This window comes from Erwinia sp. JUb26 (assembly GCF_003751505.1).
GTDB lineage: Bacteria > Pseudomonadota > Gammaproteobacteria > Enterobacterales > Enterobacteriaceae > Erwinia.
Genome location: NZ_RJVB01000004.1, coordinates 159,611 through 178,903 on the forward strand (window position 1 = coordinate 159,611; position 19,293 = coordinate 178,903).

Annotated in this window: 13 protein-coding genes; 11 read left to right on the forward strand and 2 right to left on the reverse strand. The window is 58.0% G+C overall.

Annotation, left to right across the window (positions count from 1 at the left end; all coding sequences use genetic code 11):
* Nucleotide 1 precedes the first annotated feature (1 nt).
* The 5 genes from EC836_RS12330 to EC836_RS12350 are packed head-to-tail and all read left to right on the forward strand — an operon-like array spanning nt 2 to nt 4,771.
* Nucleotides 2-562: an MSMEG_0567/Sll0786 family nitrogen starvation N-acetyltransferase gene (locus EC836_RS12330; RefSeq protein WP_123333463.1), complete on the forward strand. Its 561-nt coding sequence runs from the start codon at nt 2-4 to the stop codon at nt 560-562.
* Complete coding sequence (locus tag EC836_RS12335; protein ID WP_123333465.1) at nt 562-1,524, forward strand: sll0787 family AIR synthase-like protein; 963 nt, start codon at nt 562-564, stop codon at nt 1,522-1,524. The genes EC836_RS12330 and EC836_RS12335 overlap by 1 nt, the downstream gene beginning before the upstream one ends.
* Before the next feature lie 13 nt (nt 1,525-1,537).
* Nucleotides 1,538-1,828 (forward strand): MSMEG_0570 family nitrogen starvation response protein, encoded by a 291-nt coding sequence (locus EC836_RS12340; protein WP_123333467.1) that lies wholly within the window; start codon nt 1,538-1,540, stop codon nt 1,826-1,828.
* Nucleotides 1,829-1,845: 17 nt separating this feature from the next.
* Nucleotides 1,846-3,108, forward strand: coding sequence for an MSMEG_0569 family flavin-dependent oxidoreductase (locus EC836_RS12345; RefSeq protein ID WP_123333469.1), 1,263 nt, complete (start codon nt 1,846-1,848; stop codon nt 3,106-3,108).
* Nucleotides 3,083-4,771 carry an AMP-binding protein gene (locus EC836_RS12350; protein WP_233599303.1) on the forward strand — a complete coding sequence of 563 codons (1,689 nt, stop codon included), beginning with the start codon at nt 3,083-3,085 and terminating at the stop codon, nt 4,769-4,771. Before EC836_RS12345 ends, EC836_RS12350 begins: the two co-directional genes overlap by 26 nt.
* Before the next feature lie 107 nt (nt 4,772-4,878).
* Here EC836_RS12350 and EC836_RS12355 read toward each other — a convergent pair whose 3' ends face one another.
* Together EC836_RS12355 and EC836_RS12360 are read right to left on the reverse strand one after the other, a co-directional pair.
* Complete coding sequence (locus tag EC836_RS12355) at nt 4,879-7,350, reverse strand: membrane-bound PQQ-dependent dehydrogenase, glucose/quinate/shikimate family (RefSeq protein ID WP_233599304.1); 2,472 nt, start codon at nt 7,348-7,350, stop codon at nt 4,879-4,881.
* A 538-nt stretch (nt 7,351-7,888) separates the two neighbouring features.
* Nucleotides 7,889-10,318: a membrane-bound PQQ-dependent dehydrogenase, glucose/quinate/shikimate family gene (locus EC836_RS12360; protein WP_123333475.1), complete on the reverse strand. Its 2,430-nt coding sequence runs from the start codon at nt 10,316-10,318 to the stop codon at nt 7,889-7,891.
* Between the two features lie 333 nt (nt 10,319-10,651).
* On the opposite strand from EC836_RS12360, the gene codB reads away from it, so the two are divergent.
* The 6 genes from codB to iolE all read left to right on the forward strand — a co-directional run bounded on the left by codB (nt 10,652) and on the right by iolE (nt 19,293).
* Nucleotides 10,652-11,920: a cytosine permease gene (gene codB / locus EC836_RS12365; protein ID WP_123333477.1), complete on the forward strand. Its 1,269-nt coding sequence runs from the start codon at nt 10,652-10,654 to the stop codon at nt 11,918-11,920.
* Between the two features lie 2 nt (nt 11,921-11,922).
* Nucleotides 11,923-13,158, forward strand: coding sequence for a PucR family transcriptional regulator ligand-binding domain-containing protein (locus EC836_RS12370; RefSeq protein ID WP_123333479.1), 1,236 nt, complete (start codon nt 11,923-11,925; stop codon nt 13,156-13,158).
* Nucleotides 13,155-14,393, forward strand: a complete 1,239-nt coding sequence (gene codA, locus EC836_RS12375; protein ID WP_123333481.1) for a cytosine deaminase — start codon at nt 13,155-13,157, stop codon at nt 14,391-14,393. The genes EC836_RS12370 and codA overlap by 4 nt, the downstream gene beginning before the upstream one ends.
* Nucleotides 14,394-14,891: 498 nt before the next feature.
* Nucleotides 14,892-17,324 carry a membrane-bound PQQ-dependent dehydrogenase, glucose/quinate/shikimate family gene (locus EC836_RS12380; RefSeq protein WP_123333483.1) on the forward strand — a complete coding sequence of 811 codons (2,433 nt, stop codon included), beginning with the start codon at nt 14,892-14,894 and terminating at the stop codon, nt 17,322-17,324.
* 126 nt (nt 17,325-17,450) lie between these two features.
* Entirely contained in the window at nt 17,451-18,275 is an 825-nt protein-coding gene (locus tag EC836_RS12385; RefSeq protein WP_123333485.1) for a sugar phosphate isomerase/epimerase, read from the forward strand.
* A gap of 106 nt (nt 18,276-18,381) precedes the next feature.
* Nucleotides 18,382-19,293 (forward strand): myo-inosose-2 dehydratase, encoded by a 912-nt coding sequence (gene iolE, locus EC836_RS12390; protein WP_123333938.1) that lies wholly within the window; start codon nt 18,382-18,384, stop codon nt 19,291-19,293.

Sequence of the window (19,293 nt, forward strand, 5' to 3'; positions counted from 1 at the left end):
GATGAATCACTACGCGGGATACACCATAAAATGGGTCACGCTGCCGTGGGAACGGCAAAAAGCCTATGACCTGCGCCAGCGCGTCTTCTGCCAGGAACAACAGCTGTTCCAGGGCGACGATCGCGATGACATTGATAAGCACGCCCGTCTGCTGGTCGCGCTGGGCAGCGTCGGCGGCTGGCACGATGAGGTGGTAGGCACCGTGCGTATTCATCAGCCGGAGCCGGGTATCTGGATCGGTTCCCGTCTGGCCGTAGACAGTCTGTACCGGCGGCAGGGGCAGCTAGGCCCGACGCTGATCCGTCTGGCGGTATGCAGCGCTCATGCACTGGGCTGCACGGCGTTTTATGCGCAGGTTCAGCACCAGAACGAACCGCTGTTCAGACGCATGCACTGGCACGCGCTGGACAGTATCGACCTGCACGGCGTGCGTCATGTGCGAATGCAGGCCGATCTCAATTTCTATCCCCCCTGCCACGATCCCCGCAGCGGGATGGTGATCGGCAGCGCGACGCGGCCACGCGCTGCGAGGACCTCAGACTTCCTGACAGGAGCGGCGTGATGACTGACGAACTGACCGCGATGAGTGCCCGTCTGCGGGCGTTCAGCGGCCTGGCCCACAAGCAGGATATTCAGCTTATTGCGCAGCAACTGCGTGAAGCGTGGCCTAACCCCTGCGCAAACGGTGATGACTGCGCGCTGATCCCCGACGGCGAGGGGTACAAACTGCTGGCGATGGAGGGATTTATCAATCGTTTTGTCGCGGAGGATCCGTGGTTCGCAGGCTGGTGTGGCGTGATGGTGAACCTGAGCGATATCGCCGCAATGGGCGGGCGACCGCTGGCGGTCGTTAATGCCCTGTGGGACGACTCGCTGCCGCATGCTGAACGGATCATGCAGGGAATGGCGGCCGCCTCCCGGGCTTATCAGGTTCCGATCGTCGGTGGGCATACCAATCTGCGCGGCGATCGGCCACAGCTTGCGGTTGCGGTACTGGGCGAAACCCGCCATCCGCTAAGCAGTTTTCTGGTGCAGCCCGGTCAGGCATTGATGGTGGCGATTAATCTGCAGGGGCGCTGGCATCCGCCGGGCCACAACTGGGACGCCGCAACGGAAGCTGACCCCGCCGCACTGCGGCGTGCACTGGGCTTACTGCCTGATCTGGCAGCTTCTGGCCAGGTCCATGCCGCGAAGGATATCAGCCAGGCCGGACTGGCGGGCACGCTGGTGATGATGCTGGAAAGCGCTGGCGTCGGGGCTGAAATCAATCTGGCCGACGTTCCTGTTCCGCAGCAGGTGGATCTTGAGCAGTGGCTGTGTGCTTTCCCCAGCTTTGGCTTCCTGCTGGCCGTAGAACCTGACCGGTGTTCAACCGTTCAGCAGCAGTTTCACAGCGTCGGGATCGCCTGCGCGCGCGTCGGTCATTTCACCGCGGAAAGACAGCTGATAATGCAACTCGGGCAGCAGCGCGCCTGCTACTGGGATCTCGACCAACAGCCGTTAACCGGCATGAGCCATCACTAGAAAGGAGCGAGCAATGCCTGCAATGCACTTTGTCGTTTGCTGGCCGGACGGCAGCAAAGAAACCTGTTATTCACCTTCAACGGCGATTGAGAAACACCTGCTGATTAATCACCCCTACCGGCTGGATGAGTTTATCGCCATCGCGGGTCGCGCGCTGGATGAAGCCAGCGAACGGGTAAAAGCGAAATTCGGTTATTTCTGCTCCAGTGCGATGGATCAGTCGGCGGCCATCAGGCTCAGGGCGCAGCAGTTCAGCCCGGAGCAGGTCGTCATTGTCGAAACCATTAAGCCTGTAACGGCCTGACAACAAGCGGACACCTTATGAATAATCATTATCCTGTGGTCATTATTGGCGGCGGGCAGGCTGGCCTCGCCATGAGCTGGCATCTGACCCAAAAGCAGATCCGTCATATCGTACTGGAACGTCATCAGCTGGCCTGGGCGTGGCGTCATCAGCGCTGGGACAATTTCTGCCTCGTGACCCCTAACTGGCAGTGTAAGCTGCCGGGCTTTCCCTATGACGGCAACGATCCCAACGGGTTTATGCTGCGTGATGACATTGTGGCCTACATTGAGCGCTATGCCCGAAGCTTCAACGCCCCACTGCGCGAAGGCGTGACGGTTGAGCAGGTGACCCAGCGCGGTGAGGGTTTCCTGCTGCGCACCTCCGCCGGGGAGTTTCTCGCCGATCGGGTCGTGGTGGCGGTGGGGAATTACCATCGCCCGCGTTTCCCTGAAATTGCGGCACAGCTACCCGATCGCATCGTCCAGGTGCATTCTGCCGATTACAAATCCTCACGGCAGTTGCCTGAAGGGGAAGTGCTCGTGGTGGGCTCCGCGCAGTCGGGTGCGCAGATCGCAGAGGATCTTCATCTTGACGGCCGCCGCGTACATTTATGCGTCGGCAGCGCCCCCCGCGTGGCACGCTTCTATCGCGGAAAAGACGTGGTTGAGTGGCTGGAGATGATGGGTCATTACCGTTTAACGGTAGACAATCACCCATTGGGTGAAGAAGCCCGCCGTAAAACGAATCATTACGTCACCGGGCGCGATGGCGGGCGCGACATCGACCTGCGGGCATTTGCCTTACAGGGGATGCAATTACACGGACGGCTGCTCGGCTATCGCGAAGGACAACTGCTGACGGCAAACGATTTGCAACACAATCTTGACGCCGCGGACGCCACCTCGCAGAAAATCAAAGACAGTATTGATGCCTGGATCGCAGAACAGGGGATTGATGCCCCGGCAGAGGCGCGTTATCAGCCGCTGTGGCAGCCGGAGCTCGGGGAAAAAACCCTCGATCTGCGCGCTATCAGCGCCATTGTCTGGGCCGTCGGTTTTCACACCGATTTCAGCTGGATTGATGCTCCCGCGTTCAACGCCAACGGCTATCCGCGCCATACCCGCGGCGTGTCGTCACACCCCGGACTCTATTTCCTCGGTCTGCCGTGGTTGTGGACATGGGGATCGGGCCGCTTCGAGGGGATAGGCGAAGATGCCGAGTGGCTGGCGCAACATATCGACCATCACGCTGCGCGCGCGGAGCTTGCTGAAAATGACTATGTTAACGATGAACGATAATCAGGATGGGTTCAGCCGCACCTTCTGGCAGCAGGAAGCGCGGCGGATACACTGGCAGCGCGCTTTCCGGCAGGTAGTGGCGGTGACGGAGCGGGGGCCGCGCTGCCGCTGGTTCCCGGATGGCACCACGAATTTATGCTTCAACGCGCTGGATCGCCATCTGGATCGGCGCGGGGATCGATGCGCCATCATTCATCGCGACTATCAGGGCCGGACGCATCGTCTGACCTATCGCCAACTGTGGCAGCAGGTCAACGCGCTGAGCAGCCTGATGATCCAGTGGGGGATAAAACCGGGCGATCGTGTCACGATCGCCCAGCCTATGACGCCGCAGGCCGCGGTGGCGATGCTGGCCTGTGCGCGTATTGGGGCGGTGCACGTTGTGGTGTATTCCGCGATGACCAGCGACGCCCTGGCTCAGCGCATCGCGGCCTGCCAGCCCGTACTGCTGCTGCATCACGGCGACCCGCGTGGACGCGGCATCCTGCCGCATATCCCGCCATCGTCCGCCACGATGCGGGTCGTCGACACGGCATCCGCTGAGTTCGCACAGCATCTCGCCCTGCACCAGGGACAGATCACGCCCTGCGTGTGGCTGGATTCAGATCAGCCGTCCCATATTCTGTTTACCTCCGGCACCACCGGCACACCGAAAGGCATCGTGCGCGATACCGGGGGCTACGCGGTTGCCCTGCTGGCGAGCCTGCACCATCTCTTCAAACTGGGCGAGGATGAAATCTGCTTCACCTCGGCGGATGTCGGCTGGGTAACCGGACACAGCTATGGCGTTTACGCGCCATTACTGGCGGGGTTAACCACGGTGATGTGTGAGGCCAGCCCGGTAAATTCACCCGGCCAGAGCTGGTGGCAGATGATTGATGAGCTGGGTATTACGCGCGTGCTGACCATTGCCGGTGCGATCCGTCTGGCACGGCAGCAGGGCGCACCGCGCGCCAGCCTGGGTTCCCTGCGCACCCTGTATCTTGCGGGTGAGCCGCTGGATGATGCTACCGAACGGTGGGTGAAAACGCATCTGGCGGTGAAATGCGAAAACCACTACTGGCAGACCGAATCCGGCTGGCCGCTGCTTGCCGGGGAAGGATCGGCGCTGAACGCCGTTTTTACCCGCGGGGTGGATATCGTTCATCCGGGAACGTACCAGCCCTGCGCGGACGGCGTTGCCGGGCTGCTGCTGGTGAAAGACACGCTGGGACCGGGCGCGATGCTGACACTCTGGGACGGCGATGAGGCACACGACAGACAGTACTGGGTCAAAATTTCGGGGCGCTGGCATTACCTGACCCATGATTGTGCAGTCCGGCAGGATGGCCGGATTGCGGTGAGGGGACGCATGGACGAAGTGATCAATGTCGGCGGCAAAAGAGTGGCTACGGCCGAAATTGAAAACGCGCTAACGGACCTTGAGGGGATCGTGGAAGTGGTCGCAACCCGCATGCCGCATCACCTGCTGGGTGAAATGGTCGCGCTGTACGTGGTGACGGAGGATTTGGATGCATGCCAGTTGGCGATGTTAAAACACCACATCCGCGAAACGCTGACGGCGCGATGCGGGCGGCATGTGCTGCCGCGCCGGATCCATTTCCGGCACTCATTACCTAAAACGTTTTCAGGAAAAATCGTCAGGCGGAGGCTTTCGGTCTGACGTTCAGCCCGTCAAAACGCCAGGCTGAACGGGGTCTCCGGTTAATTAATTCAGGTTCAGGGCAAAAAAAAGCGCGCCGTGGCGCGCTTGATCATCAGGCCGTATCGTTATTTTTTCTCAGGTAAGGCATAGGCCAGAACATAGTCGCCTGCGGGGGTTTCCATAAAGTGATGCCCCGCGGCAACGATGACCAGGTACTCACGCCCGTTCTGGGTATAAATCATCGGGTTCGCCTGTCCTCCCGCCGGTAACGGGGTGCTCCAGACCGTTTTACCCGTTGTAATATCGATAGCACGGATTAAATCATCGGTCGCCGCAGCCACAAAGATCAGACCGCTCGATGTCACGACTGAACCGCCGTTATTCGGGGTACCGATGTTGATGGGTAAACCGGTCGGCAGGCCAAATGGACCATTGCGGCGGGCCGTTCCCAGAGGTCGATCCCAAATCGTACGGCCATCGCGCACGTCAATCGCCCGGATACCGCCGTAAGGAGGTTCTTTACAGAGCATACCGGTGAAGGGCAGACGCCAGCCTGCGTTAACATTCACCGCATACGGTACGCCGATTTGCGGGTCGCCGGCGCCTTCGGCATGGCCGGTGTCGTGTGGGTTGTGCGTGACCTGATCCCGGGGTTTCCAGCCAAGCTCATCGGCCTTCTTGCGGGGCACTAAAATATTCAGGTTCGGCATATCATTGTAGTTGGCGATGATAATCCCACGGCCGGGATCGAATGAAACGCTGCCCCAGTCTGAACCCCCGTTGTAGCCCGGATACTCAATGGTATGACGATCGGCTTCTGGCGGCGTGTATTGTCCCTGATAGCCCGCTTTCTGGAACTGAATACGGCACACCATCTGATCGAACGGCGTGAGTCCCCACATATCCTGAGGGGTCAGGTCCGGCTTGCTCAGATGGTGGAACAGAGAATACGGCTGCGTCGGGGAACGATCTTTTGGCTCAACGCCACCCCCCGGCACCGGACGCTCCTCAACGCCAAACAGGGATTTACCCGTGCGGCGATCGAGAACATAAATTTCACCCTGCTTGGTGGGGACAATAATGGCAGGTATTTTCTGACCGTTTTTATCCGGGTAGTCAATCAGTGTTGGCTGTGAACCCTGGTCATAGTCCCAGACGTCTTTGTGCGCGGTCTGGAACGACCACACCGGAAGACCGGTTTCCACGTTGATTGCGGTCAGTGAAACCGCGTATTTGTTCTCCGCGGCGGTACGGGAGCTGCTCCAGTAATCCCCGGAGGAGTTGGCGACAGGAAGATAGACCAGGCCGAGCTTATCGTCACCGGTAAATGAGGTCCAGACGTCGGGCGAACCCCGCTTATAGGCATCGGGACCCGTTTTAGGCGTGCTGGTTTCCGGCGCGGCAGCATCCCATGCCCATTTCAGCTTCCCGGTAAGGACATCATAGGCTTTGATAACGCCCGGCGGGCCGAAAGCGCGCTGGCCATCGATAGTCTGGTGAGCCACGACCAGCGTATTACGGATCACCACCGGTGCGGAGTTAATCGCTACATAGCCTTCGTAAATTTCGCCCATATCCTCAGCTAAATTCACGGTGCCGCCGTTGCCGAAACTTTTACAGACTTCACCCGTTTTCGCATTCAGTTGGATAATGCGGGCATCGAGCGTGCCCAGGATAATGCGCTGATCGCAGTCATTATCTCCGCCTGAACCGGCAGGGACGGCAGCGACAGCATTCTCCGACGCGGTGACATGGCTGTTGGTCGTGGCATCGTACCAGGTCAGTCCGCGGCACGCCGCAGTGTAAGGGATAGACTTATCGCTCACCTTCGGATCGAAGTGCCACTTTTCTTTACCGGTAGCGGCATCCAGAGCAAACACCTGGTTATGTGGGGTACAGGTATAAAGCGTATCTCCGACCTTAATCGGGGTGTTTTCTGCGCCCCAGCGCGTTTTCGGCAGGTCTCCGGTCCTGAATTGCCAGGCCAGCTTGAGGTCTTTTACATTCTCAGGGGTGATTTCGGTCGATTCCGCAAAGCGCTGTGAGGCGAGCGAACCGCCATAGGTATACCAGTCGCCAGAAGAGGGCGATGATGCCTTACCGGAGCCGGTATCGGTCGCGAAAGTATCCTTACCCGGAGCAGGAACTTCGGATGCCGGCGTCACGTTCAGTGCAGTAAACGGAATAATCGCCGCAGCGATAAACCCGACAGCAAATATCCCCGTCAGGGTCAGCGACAGTTTTTTGCTAAATCCGGGAGCCAGGGACGGCAGTTGAAAAGCAAACACGATCCCCAGTATCAGCATCAGGTCAAAACGAGGTACCCAACCCCAGTAATCCAGCCCTGACTCATAAATAGTCCAGAACAGAGTGCCGATAAATACCAGAGCAAACCAGTACACCGCACTGGATCGGCGCATGAAAATCAGGACAGCAGAAATAATCGATCCTATCCCTGCTAACAGGTAATACCAGGTTCCGCCTGCAGCAACCAACCAGCCTCCGCCATAAACCATGCCCACGCCAAATAAGAGCAGGGCGATGGCGAACAGCTTATTCCAGACGGAAAGTCGGGGTATACGCTTTGAAATTTTCAAAATGTTTTCCTTTGCCAATAAATACATAAAAGGGCGTTTACACGCCTTTACAATGGTAGCACAAGGGGTGAAACCCGTGATTTAGCGACGGATTTTAGGAGGTTGCAGCGGTCGGAATACATTATCCATGATAAATGTATGGACTTATAAGGCGCCATTCAGGCACCGGAAATCCGTACTGAAATAATGAAAGTTTTATTCACAGGTCATGGGATCTTTAATTACTAGTTTAATTCGGGATGTAAATTTTCTCGATTACGGTTTGGCTATTTCTTTGTCCGAAACCATAAACCTGACCTGCGTTCCGCCTGTGAAAGGGACGGGCATAGTGCATATGTTTATGCGTTGTGCTGAATTGTGTGCTGGTGAAAGTCCCGGCTATTCATCGCTATAGGGTGCGTGACCGGAGTGGTGCGCGTATCTGAATGAGGTACGAACGTGATGAGGAGGGCTTAGCCCTCCTCATGTTTTGTCTCAGCCCCTTTGGCAGCAGGCTGAAATCGAGTCAGTAGACCGGTTGTACAATCCGATCGTTAAATCACGGCAGTTTATAAGCAATCACGTAATCACCGCGATCCGGCGAGTTACGCGCGCCGCCTGCGGAGATCAGCAGATACTGCTGACCGTCTACCGGCGATTTGTAGCTGATTGGCGTGCCCTGGCTGCCGACTGGCAGGCGGGCTTTCCACACTTCTTTACCCGTTGAGGTATCGAAAGCGCGCAGATAGTAATCCTGCGTCGAGGCGATAAACACCAGGCCGCCCTGCGTGGCGAGCGTACCGCCAATGGTCGGCATACCAATTGGCATCGGCAGGCCAATTTTCACTCCGAACGGTCCGGTGTCCTGGACGGTGCCAACCGGTACCTGCCAGGCAATTTTCTGCGTTTTCAGGTCAACGGCGGTCAGCGTGCCGAACGGTGGCTTCTGGCAGGGGATTTCCAGCGGCGACATAAAGCGCACTTTCGCATTGATCGCATACGGGGTGCCTGACAGCGGCAGAGGGCGACTGATGGCCGCCGCTTCGTTGCCGTCGTTCTTCATGCCCTGAATCTCTGGCGAAGCCGGGATCAGCTGCACTTCCAGACCCACTCGCATATCGTTGATAAACAGTAACTGATTAACCGGATCGGTCGACAGGCCGCCCCAGTTCATGCCGCCTAACGAGCCGGGCAGATTCAGTGAAGGATCGGTACCCGGCGGGGTGAACAGCCCGTTGTAGCGTTTGGATTTAAACTGAATGCGGCACAGCAGCTGGTCGAACGGCGTTGCGCCCCACATATCCGACTCTTTCAGCACATCCGCGCCAATGGTCGGCATGCCCACGGAGAAGGGCTGCGTCGGCGAGTAGTTTTCATTCGGGATCTGCCCCTGGGTCACCGGGCGTTCTTCCACTTTGGTCAGCGGCTTGCCGGTGGCGCGATCCAGGACAAACAGCTGGCCTGACTTGGTGCCGAAAATCAGCGCCGGCGTTTTTTTACCGTCCGCACCCGGGAAATCAGAGAAGGACGGCTGCATCGGAACATCGAAGTCCCACAGATCGTTATGAACGGTCTGATACACCCATTTCACCCGACCGGTGCTGGCATCAACGGCCACCATCGACGCACCAAATTTACGGTCCAGATCGTTATGTTTGACGCCCCATAAATCCACCGCCGCGCTGCCGGTTGGCATATACACGGTGTTTGAATGGCTGTCGTAAGACATCGGCGCCCACACGTTCGGCGTGGAGCGCGTATAGGTCTTATTATCTTCCGGTGCCTGTTTCTGGTCAGGATTACCCGGGTCAAACGCCCAGCGCAGCTGGCCGGTGATCACATCAAACCCACGAATGACGCCACCGGGCATGTCGGTCGCCACGTTATCCGCCACGCGGCCACCGATCACCACGGTGGTGCCCGCCAGCGTAGGCGCGGAGGTCGGATAGTATTCACCCGTGTCCGCGCCTTTACCCATATGGTCGCTCAGGCTTACCCGACCGTTGTTACCAAAGTCATGACAGAACTCACCGGTATCGGCATCCAGGGCGATCAACTCCGGCGTGACGCTGTTCATCAGAATGCGGCGCTGACACTGTGCCGCTGCCGGCACGGAGACGCTGGCGACCGGGGTGGAGTCCGGCATATCAGGCTGCTTGAGCGGTGCCTGGGCATCAAAGTAGGCCAGTCCACGGCAGCGCATCCATTTTTTCTGCTTCGCGTTGATTTCCGTTTTCCACAGCTCTTTACCGGTGGTGGCATCAACGGCAATCACGTTGTTGTGCGGCGTACATAAGAAGATACGGTTACCGATCTGCAAAGGTGTCTGCTGATCTTCGGCACCGCCGCCGTTCGGGCTGACGGGAATATCCCCGGTGCGGTAGGTCCAGGCGACCTGCAGGTTTTTCACATTGTCGCGGGTAATCTGGTCCAGCGCGACAAAGCGCGAACCGCCCGACGTGTTGCCATAATTATCCCAGTTGACCTGCTCTTCACCCGGCTTCACCTTAACCAGCGGCAGAGACTCACCGGACGCGCTGATGGGCGCATGTGGGACAAACATCCCGCCCAGGGTCGCCGCGAAGGCAATCGCCAGCACGCCGGCCAGCGATGCGGAGAATTTCCAGCAGGCTTTTTTACCCGACCGCTTCAGCAGGAGCGGCAGGGACAGCGCGACCAGAATGCCAAAACCTGCCAGCGTCAGCAGCCTTGAAACCAGCGGCCAAAAATCCAGGCCCACGTCCCACAGCGCCCAGATACCCGTTCCCACCAGCACCGCGCCATAAAGCACCGCGCCACTAACACGCTGGCGAATAATCTGAATGGCTGAAACCAATAGCGCGATACCCGCTATCAGGAAGTAGGCGCTGCCGTGCAGGCTGACAAGCTGCCAGCCGAAATAGATGAAGAAAGCGGCCATCAGCAGAATGATGGCACCCAAAACCGTCAGCCATGCGGCCGCCGCTTTGGTGTTTTTGTGACCCGACATAAATGTTCCCTTAGGTGTAACACATGCGATAACGGCAATGCTAAAGCCTTACAAAGGGTAAGGGTTGTTAATCACATGTAAAAAAGAGGCGCAATGTTAGTTTTTTTTTAAAATAAAGGCCAACAAACTTTGAGTAGATGTGCATATGCTCACCGCTGCTCCGTCATGGTGCGAAAGCCTGCACCTTGCACAATTTCCTGACAGTTACCCGCAAGTTCATACTCTTTTATGTGCAGAGTGCCCACTTTCCTGTGGTGCCTCTGCCCAGATAATTTTGGCATATCTCTTGCTGTTACTGGCATAGCCATTCAGACAGCCACTCAGGGGTTCACTATGTCAAACAGCAATGATTTTCCGCTCGTCGAAGCGCCCGCCTCGGAGCGCAAGGGTCTATTTTCGATTTCCATGGTCCTGTTCAGCTTCACGTTCTTTACCGGCACGATGTTTGCGGGAGGAAAACTGGGCGTCTCGTTTTCCATCGTTAACCTGCTGTGGATTGCCGTTATCGGTAACCTGCTGCTGGCCCTCTATGCCGCGTCGCTCGGCTGGATCGCGGCCCGCAGCGGGCTGAATACCGTGCTGATGGGGCGGTTTTGCTTCGGTGAAGCAGGCAGCAGGCTGGCTGATTTTATTCTGGGCTTCGCTGAGCTGGGCTGGTACGCCTGGGGGACGGCGACCGTGGCCATTTCACTGGTCAAGATCCTCGGCATACCCGACGCGATGACCGTTCCGCTGATGATCGTCTTCGGTATCCTGTTCTGCGTCACTGCGCTGGTGGGCTACAGGGGGCTGGATGCGCTGTCCCGCGTGACGGTGCCGCTGATGTTTATTCTGCTGATCATTGCTATGTACATTGCGGCCCATCACGCCGGTGGCTGGCAGGCGATGACCCAAATTAAGCCGGACGCCAGCGACACTATGACCTGGTCGGCGGCCATCACCATGGTCTTCGGCACCTTCGCCAGCGGGGCAACCCAGGCAACAAACTGGACGCGTCTGGCCCGTTCCAGCCGCACTGCGATCGTCGCCAGTATGGGCAGCTTCCTGCTGGGTAACGGGCTGATGATCGTGGCCGGAGCCTGGTGCGCGATTGTTTACCAGCAGGCCGATATCGTCGAGGTGCTGATTTTGCAGGGGCTGTCTGCCGCCGCAGTGGTGATGCTGTGCCTCAACCTGCTGACCATTCAGGGGCCGACGATTTATAACGTCTCGGCGGCGGCCTGCCATCTGCTGCGCAGCGAGCGCCGCCGCACCCTGACCGTCGCTTCCGCCGGGGTTGGCATTCTGCTGGCCATTGGCGGTATGTATGAAATGCTGATCCCGTTCCTGGTGCTGCTGGGCAGCATCATTCCCCCGATCGGCGGCGTTATCCTCGCCGACTACTGGTTCTATCGCGGCGGCCGCTACCCTCTGCTGCACACGGCCCGCCTGCCGCGCTTTAACGGGGCAGGACTTGGTGCTTACGCGGTGGGCGCCGTTGCGGCTTATTTGTCGCCCTGGATCGCTCCGCTGGTGGGTATTTCCGTTTCCGCGCTGGCCTACATCGTTCTGACTCGCCTCAGCAAACGCCATCCCGCCGCCGATTCGGTCGCGGAGCAGTAAGCATGAGCCTGACGCTGAGCGACATCCTCGCGCTGGACGGGCTCTCCGCCCTGCGGCTGCGCGCTGGCGGGCAGGGGTTACAGCTGGCGGTGCGCTGGTACTACGTGGCGGAAAATGAAAACATCGCCGACTGGATCATGGGCGGCGAGCTGGTGTTTATCACCGGCATCAATCACCCGCGCGATGAGGACAATCTGGTCCAGCTGCTGATAGAGGGCAAACAGCGCGGGATCGCCGGGATGGTGATCCTGACCGGTGACGCCTATATTCAGTCAATCCCGCCGCGCCTTATCGCGCTGGCCGACGAGCTGGGTATTCCGCTGATCGAGCAGCCCTATCTGCTGAAGATGGTGATAGTGACCGAACGGATTGGTACCGCCCTGGTGCGCAGTGAAAATGCGCTGCAGTCGCAGCGCGATATTCTGATGCAGTTGTTAACCGGGGATTATCCCGATCTGCAGATGCTACAGCAGCGCGCAATCCATCAGCAGCTGGATTTTACCCGCCCGCTGCGGGTGGCGGCGCTGCGCCTTGAGGGGATACAGAATCTGTTTCGCCAGTTCCCTCCCGAACAGGCGGAAGCCTGGCTGCAGCAGGCGCGCCGGATTATCCGCCAGCGCCTGCAGCAGCAGCTCAATCAGCAGGGCAACGGCTTTCCGCTGGTCGAACGCGGCAACATGTTTATCTTCCTGCTCCCGGATGAGGAAGATGCGTTTTATCAGCAGAAAACGTGGCTACAACAGTGGCTGCGCGAACTGGCGGAAGGCAATGAGGGGCTGTCGCTGCTGTGCGGCCTGTCGGCAAAGGTGCAGCAGTTACAGGACTACCAGCGCGCGCTGTCGCAGGCGCGCCAGGCGCTGGACCTCAGCGAAAACCTGCGCCCGGCCCAGCGCATCAGCGACTATCAGCAGCTGGGATTTATCCGGCTGCTCTCCGCCATCGGCGATCCTGCGCTGCTGAGCGATTTTATGCATGACACCCTCGGCTGCCTGATTGAGCGCGATCGCAAAAGTCCCTGGCTGCTGATGGAGACGCTGGAAACCCTGCTTCAGGAGAACGGCAACGTGGTCAGGGCCGCCGAGCGGCTCGGCATCCACCGCAACACGCTACATCAGCGCATCCAACGCATTGAAAAGCTGACCGGCTACGCTGTCGGTCAACCGCAGTTTCATCTCAACGCCTCGGTCGCTTTGACCATCTGGCGTATGTCACAAGACAATTTACGGGAACATCTATGAACATTATCAACGCGCGCCTGCGCCACAAAGACACACTCCATACCCTTGAATTGCACGACGGGGTGATTAGCCGCATCACGGAGCAGTCCTCCGCACAGGTGGCCGCGGCCGGCGATCTCGACGCGCGGCAAAAGCTGGTTATCCCGCCGTTCGTCGAGCCGCATATCCATCTCGACGCCACGCTCACGGCGGGGGAGCCGGAGTGGAACCGCAGCGGCACGCTGTTTGAGGGGATCGCCCGCTGGAGCCAGCGTAAACAGACCGTCACGATTGAGGATACCCGCCAGCGCGCGCTGAAAACCATCGGTATGCTGCGTGACAATGGCGTGCAGCACGTTCGTACCCATATTGATGTCACCGATCCCTCCCTGACGGCGCTTGAGGCGATGCTGGCAGTGAAGAAAGAGGCCGCGCATCTTATCGACCTGCAAATCGTGGCGTTCCCGCAGGAGGGCATTGAATCCTTCCCCGACGGCCGCGCGCTGATGACCCGCGCCATTGAGATGGGCGCCGACGTGGTGGGCGGCATTCCGCACTACGAATTCACCCGCGAGAAGGGCATCAGTTCGCTGGGGTTCCTGATGGACCTGGCCCAGCGCCACGACCGCCTGGTCGACGTGCACTGCGATGAAATCGACGATCCGCAGTCGCGCTTCCTGGAAGTGCTGGCGGAAGAAGCCCGGGTCAGGGGGATGGGCGCGAAGGTGACGGCCAGCCATACCTGCGCCATGGGATCCTACGATAACGCGTACTGTTCCAAGCTGTTCCGGTTGCTCAAGGCGTCGGGGATTAACTTTATCTCCTGCCCAACGGAGAGCATTCATTTACAGGGCCGCTTCGACACCTGGCCGAAACGCCGTGGGGTGACGCGGGTGGCGGAACTGGACCGCGCCGGGATCAACGTTTGCTTTGCGCAGGATTCCATCCAGGACCCGTGGTATCCGCTCGGTAACGGCAACATCATGCGTATTCTTGATGCCGGCCTGCATATCTGCCACATGATGGGATACGACGATTTGCAGCGCTGCCTCGACCTGATTACCGATAACAGCGCGCGGGCGATGTGCCTGGGGGATAACTACGGCATCGCCGTGGGGCGCCCGGCGAACCTGCTGATCCTGGATGCCGAAAATGACTACGATGCGGTGTGCCGCCAGGCCCGGGTGCTGACCTCGGTTCGGCACGGTAAAATCATTATGCAGCGCCAGCCGGAGCAGATTAGCTATCCGGAGTGATGCGATAAGTTCGCCCGGTGGGTTTAGCTGCCGGGTGAAAGACACCGCTACAGTCACCGCTAAACATACAGAACGGAGTTTATGGCAAGCCGATCGTCGCAGTCAGTTCGGCTCTCCCCGCGATTCTCCGGGCGTGCGTATATCGAATCTGATCGTACGCCCACAATTGCCGATTAAAACCCCTTTATAACCCGTAGGTAAGTGAGAAATCATTAATGAGTCTTTTTGCATCATTATTGTGAAAAAACCGAACGGCTGGCATAAGTTCATGTCCGGCCAGCTTTATTTTTGCACTGCTTCAGATTGGATGATTCATTTTCAAGCATTTTTGAAATAAAAATTCGATTTGCGTCTCATTTTTGATCTTCTTTCATTGTCTCAATTGTCTCTTTCGATCTACTTTGTGTCTAATTTGACTCTTTATGTGTCAATAGGGGCGATTTAAATATCGATACATGCCTCACAGATAACAATGGCAAGTAAGCGGAAGAAGACAAAATGACAAAATCTGTTTGGCTACTGGGCGCTATCGGTGCACTGGTGATTATCCTGGGAGCAGCACTGGCGGCAGGCGGTGCGTATCTCGCGGTATTAGGGGGAGCCTGGTTCTATTTGTTCGCAGGGATTCTGTTGTGCATCACCGGCTACGGGCTACTGCGCAGGCGTTTCTTCGCCTGGCCGGTCGCACTGGGGCTGGCGCTGTACAGCGTGATTTGGGCCTGCTGGGAAATTGGCGATGATTTCTGGCAGTTCCTGCCGCGCGTAACGGTGTTCCTCGGTATCGGGATGCTGGCGTCGCTGTGTGCGCCGTGGCTGACCCGGAAAAATGGCCTGCCGACCCTCGGCAAGAAGTGGGCTTTTACTACGGCCGGTGCCTTCTTTATTGCCCTGGTCGCGCTGATTAGCGGCATCTTTATTCCCCATGCTGAAGTCACCGCATCGGGCGAAGCCGCGCCGGTGATTAATCCTCAGGCCGGTCACGAAGGCGGCAACGACTGGTCGGCATGGGGGCGTAACACCCTCGGCGAAAAATACGTCCAGTTTGACCAGATCAACAAAAGCAACGTCAAGGATCTGAAGGTCGCCTGGACCTATCGCACCGGAGACATGGCGGTGGACGGTGCCGAATATCAGGTCACCCCGCTGAAAGTCGCTGACACCGTTTATCTGTGTACGCCGCTGAGTAAGGTGATTGCGGTTGATGCGACAACCGGTAAAGAGAAGTGGCGTTTCGACCCGCAGCCGAAAATCTTCGAAAGCAACCAGGGCTGGAAGCGATGCCGCGGAGTGGGCTATGCCGATCTCGACGCGTTGTCGGCGACCAGTCCGACCACCGGCGAGGTTACCGGAGCGGGAGTTTCCTCTGCGGCCACCTGTCGCAAACGCATTATTGAAACGACCATTGATGCCCGCATTGTGGCGCTGGATGCCGAAACGGGAAAACTGTGTGAAGACTTTGGCAACGGCGGCTACGTCGATCTGACCGTGGGCCTGCCCGCTGACGCCAAAGGGGGACAGCAGGGCAGTTATAACGTCACCTCCGCGCCGCTGGTGGCCGACGGTGTGATCATGGTGGGTGGCCGTCTGAACGATAACCTGACCGTTGGCGAGCCCGGCGGCGTGGTGCGTGGCTATGATGTGGCAAGCGGCAAGATCCTGTGGGCCTGGGATGCGAAACGCGGTGCCAGCGACAGCAGCCCGCTGCCGGCCGGTCAGACCTACCCGATTGAAACGCCTAACTTCTGGGGCACCGCCGCCTACGATCCTAAACTGGGTCTGGCCTATTTCCCGACGGGTAACCAGACGCCTGACTTCTGGACCGGCGACCGTCATCCGTATTCGAACGAGTACAACGATGCCATCGTGGCCGTCGACCTGAAAACCGGCAAGGAGCGCTGGCACTTCCGCACCGCCAACATTGACCAGTTTGACTACGACGTCTCCACTCAGCCGATTCTGTACGATATGCCGCAGAAGGATGGCACCACCATTCCGGTGATTATCCAGGGCACCAAACGCAGTCAGATCTTTGTGCTGGATCGCCGTACCGGCAAGCCGGTCTACCCGGTGGAGCAGCGTAAAGTACCGACCGATGTGATGCCGGGGATGCAGGTTGCTGACACCCAGCCTTACTCCGCGCTCTCCGTGGGCGTCGACCGGCTGAAAGAGTCCGATATGTGGGGAGCCACGATCTTCGATCAGCTTTACTGCCGCGTTCAGTTCAAGAAACTGCGCTACGAAGGGGAGTGGACGCCGCTGTCGGATAAGCAGGACACGCTGATCTGGCCGGGTTATTACGGCGGCCAGAACTGGGGCAGCATGGCGATCAACCCGGCGACCGGTGTGCTTTACGTCAATGACATTCGCATGGCGATGGTGGGGCGCTTCCTGTCCCGGGAAGAGGCCGCGAAGGGGGGGCTGAAACCGTCAACCGAAGGCGAATATTCCGAGCAGAATGGCACGCCGTGGGGTGTAGAGCGCGGGATGTTCCTGTCACCGCTGGGTACACAGTGCTTCAAACCGCCGTTCGGCTCGCTGACCGCTATCGATCTGGCGAACAACCAGGTTAAGTGGCAGGTGCCGCTTGGCTGCATCCAGGATGCACCGATCCATAACAGCTTCTTACCGAAAGAGGGCATTGTGCCGAACCTGTATATTCCGCTGGGCATGCCGAACCTCGGCGGTCCACTGGTCACGGCGGGCGGGCTGAGCTTCTTCCACGGCACGCTGGACTACTACCTGCGCGCGTTCGACAACGATACCGGCAAGGAAGTCTGGCGCACCCGTCTACCGGTCGGCGGGCAGGGCACGCCAATGAGCTATATCGGCAAGGACGGTAAGCAGTACATCGTGGTGGTGGACGGCGGCGCAACCCGTACCGGCACCAATAAAAATCGCGGCGATTACGTGATTGCCTACGCCTTACCCTGATTCAATTTTACCCTGAATAGTCTGTTAAACGGCGCTCTGCATAATCAGAGCGCCTGCCGGGCGGCGCGATTAAAAAATCGGTTGCCGGAATAACGATCTTATTATCTGCATATTAAGGTGATTATAATGCTGACCTCATTACATGGTATTTCAACCAGTCACGGGAATTTAATAACGGATGTGCGCCTTGCGAAAGAGGCGGGTTTTGACGCGCTGGAAATATTTTATCCTAAACTGGTTCGCTATTTAGACAATGGCGGAACCACGCAGGAAATAAAACAGATTATTGCCGATGCGGGGCTTTCCGTTTCATTTCTCAGCGCGCTGGACAGAATTGAACGGCATGAGGGAAGCGAGAAGCAGCAGCTGCTGGCCGAGGCGGAAAAGATCACCCGTGAGGCCGTTGAGCTGGGTACTGAAACCGTCATGATATTACCGCGTACCGGCATCGACCATTATTCTGATGACAAGATCATGGACATCATGAGCGAAAATATTTCTGCGATTGCCGCCATCGGTGAACAGCATGGCATTCGCTATATGATCGAGCTGCCCGCCTTCACCAAATTCCGCACGCTAAGCCAGGCGCGGGAGGTGATCCGCCGGATTGATAAAAAGAATGTCGGCGTGGTGGTCGACTTCTGGCACTTCTACGCCTCCGGTGCCACGCCGCAGGATGTCGCTACGATGAACAAAGAGATGATTTTTGGCGTGCACTTCGGTGACGGCCGCGTGCCGCACAGCCCGCAGGAACCCTGGGATGAAACGGTATTACGCGACTGCATACCGGGAGAAGGGGAAATCGATCTTCGCACCTGGTCCGAAGCCGTTAAATCCACCGGCTATAACGGAGCCTGGTCAATTGAATTAATCAGCCCGCGCCTGTGGGAACGCGACCCTGCTTTATTAACAAAGGAGCTGTTGGCCTCCATTAAAAAATACGCGAATTAATTTAACCATTATCGAACTTCGGGTGTTAACGATCATTCTTAATTAATGAATTCGATCGTTATCACCTTAATATCTCCCTGTATTAATGCGTGACGTAGAGAATAATATGAAAACAAATAATGCTCCCCGTTTACCGGTGAGAGTGGCAATCAGTCCGCTCTCCTGGGCCAATGAAGTCATAGAAGAGTTTGGTAAAGATGCCACGGCAGAGTTATGCCTGACGGGCGCGCAGGCTGCGGGTTATGAAGGCGTTGAGATGAGCCGCTTATTTCCCCGCCATCCTGACGAACTGAATTCGCTGCTGTCCGGTTATCGCCTTTACCTAGCATCCGGCTGGCACAGCGGTTTTCTCGCCGAACGCAGCGTGGATGAGGAGCTGAGTGCGGTTGATGAGTTTGCCACGCTGCTGCAAAAAACCGGGGCGCGGGTGATGGTGTACGGCGAGTGTGCCGCGATGGCGGAGAACGCGCTGGATGTGCCCATGTCCCGCCGCCAGAAGTTAACCCCGGCGCAGATGATGGCATATGGCACGCGGCTGACCGAATTCGCCAGGGCGCTGGCGGAACGCTACGGTCTGGCAATGGCGTATCACCACCACTTGATGATGGTGGTGGAAACGCGCGATGAAGTTCGCCAGCTGATGGCGGCAACCGGCGATGAAGTCGGCCTGCTGCTGGACACCGGACATGCGCTGACGGGCGGGTTCAGTTACGTCGATCTGATTTCGGAATTTGGCCCACGGATTAAGCATATCCACCTGAAAGACGTGCGTCCGCAGGTACTGGAAACCGTGCGCAGCGGCGATCTCTCGTTCAATGATGCGGTGCGGGCCGGTATGTTTACCATCCCCGGTGACGGCGCGATCGATTTCCAGCCGCTGTTCGAGTTTATCCGCCGCTCGGGTTACGAGGGCTGGGTAGTGGTAGAAGCCGAGCAGGACCCTTCGCTGGAGTGCCCGGACATCACCGTTGCCAGAGCGCGTGACTGGCTCAGCACTATCCTGCCTGCGCGGGCATAA

Excerpts from the sequence above, each read along its gene's own strand:
- EC836_RS12330 (WP_123333463.1), top strand. The coding sequence starts at position 2 with ATGAATCACTACGCGGGATACACCATAAAATGGGTCACGCTGCCGTGG.
- EC836_RS12335 (WP_123333465.1), top strand. The coding sequence starts at position 562 with ATGACTGACGAACTGACCGCGATGAGTGCCCGTCTGCGGGCGTTCAGC.
- EC836_RS12340 (WP_123333467.1), top strand. The coding sequence starts at position 1,538 with ATGCCTGCAATGCACTTTGTCGTTTGCTGGCCGGACGGCAGCAAAGAA.
- EC836_RS12345 (WP_123333469.1), top strand. The coding sequence starts at position 1,846 with ATGAATAATCATTATCCTGTGGTCATTATTGGCGGCGGGCAGGCTGGC.
- EC836_RS12350 (WP_233599303.1), top strand. The coding sequence starts at position 3,083 with ATGACTATGTTAACGATGAACGATAATCAGGATGGGTTCAGCCGCACC.
- EC836_RS12360 (WP_123333475.1), bottom strand. The coding sequence starts at position 10,318 with ATGTCGGGTCACAAAAACACCAAAGCGGCGGCCGCATGGCTGACGGTT.
- codB (WP_123333477.1), top strand. The coding sequence starts at position 10,652 with ATGTCAAACAGCAATGATTTTCCGCTCGTCGAAGCGCCCGCCTCGGAG.
- EC836_RS12370 (WP_123333479.1), top strand. The coding sequence starts at position 11,923 with ATGAGCCTGACGCTGAGCGACATCCTCGCGCTGGACGGGCTCTCCGCC.
- codA (WP_123333481.1), top strand. The coding sequence starts at position 13,155 with ATGAACATTATCAACGCGCGCCTGCGCCACAAAGACACACTCCATACC.
- EC836_RS12380 (WP_123333483.1), top strand. The coding sequence starts at position 14,892 with ATGACAAAATCTGTTTGGCTACTGGGCGCTATCGGTGCACTGGTGATT.
- EC836_RS12385 (WP_123333485.1), top strand. The coding sequence starts at position 17,451 with ATGCTGACCTCATTACATGGTATTTCAACCAGTCACGGGAATTTAATA.
- iolE (WP_123333938.1), top strand. The coding sequence starts at position 18,382 with ATGAAAACAAATAATGCTCCCCGTTTACCGGTGAGAGTGGCAATCAGT.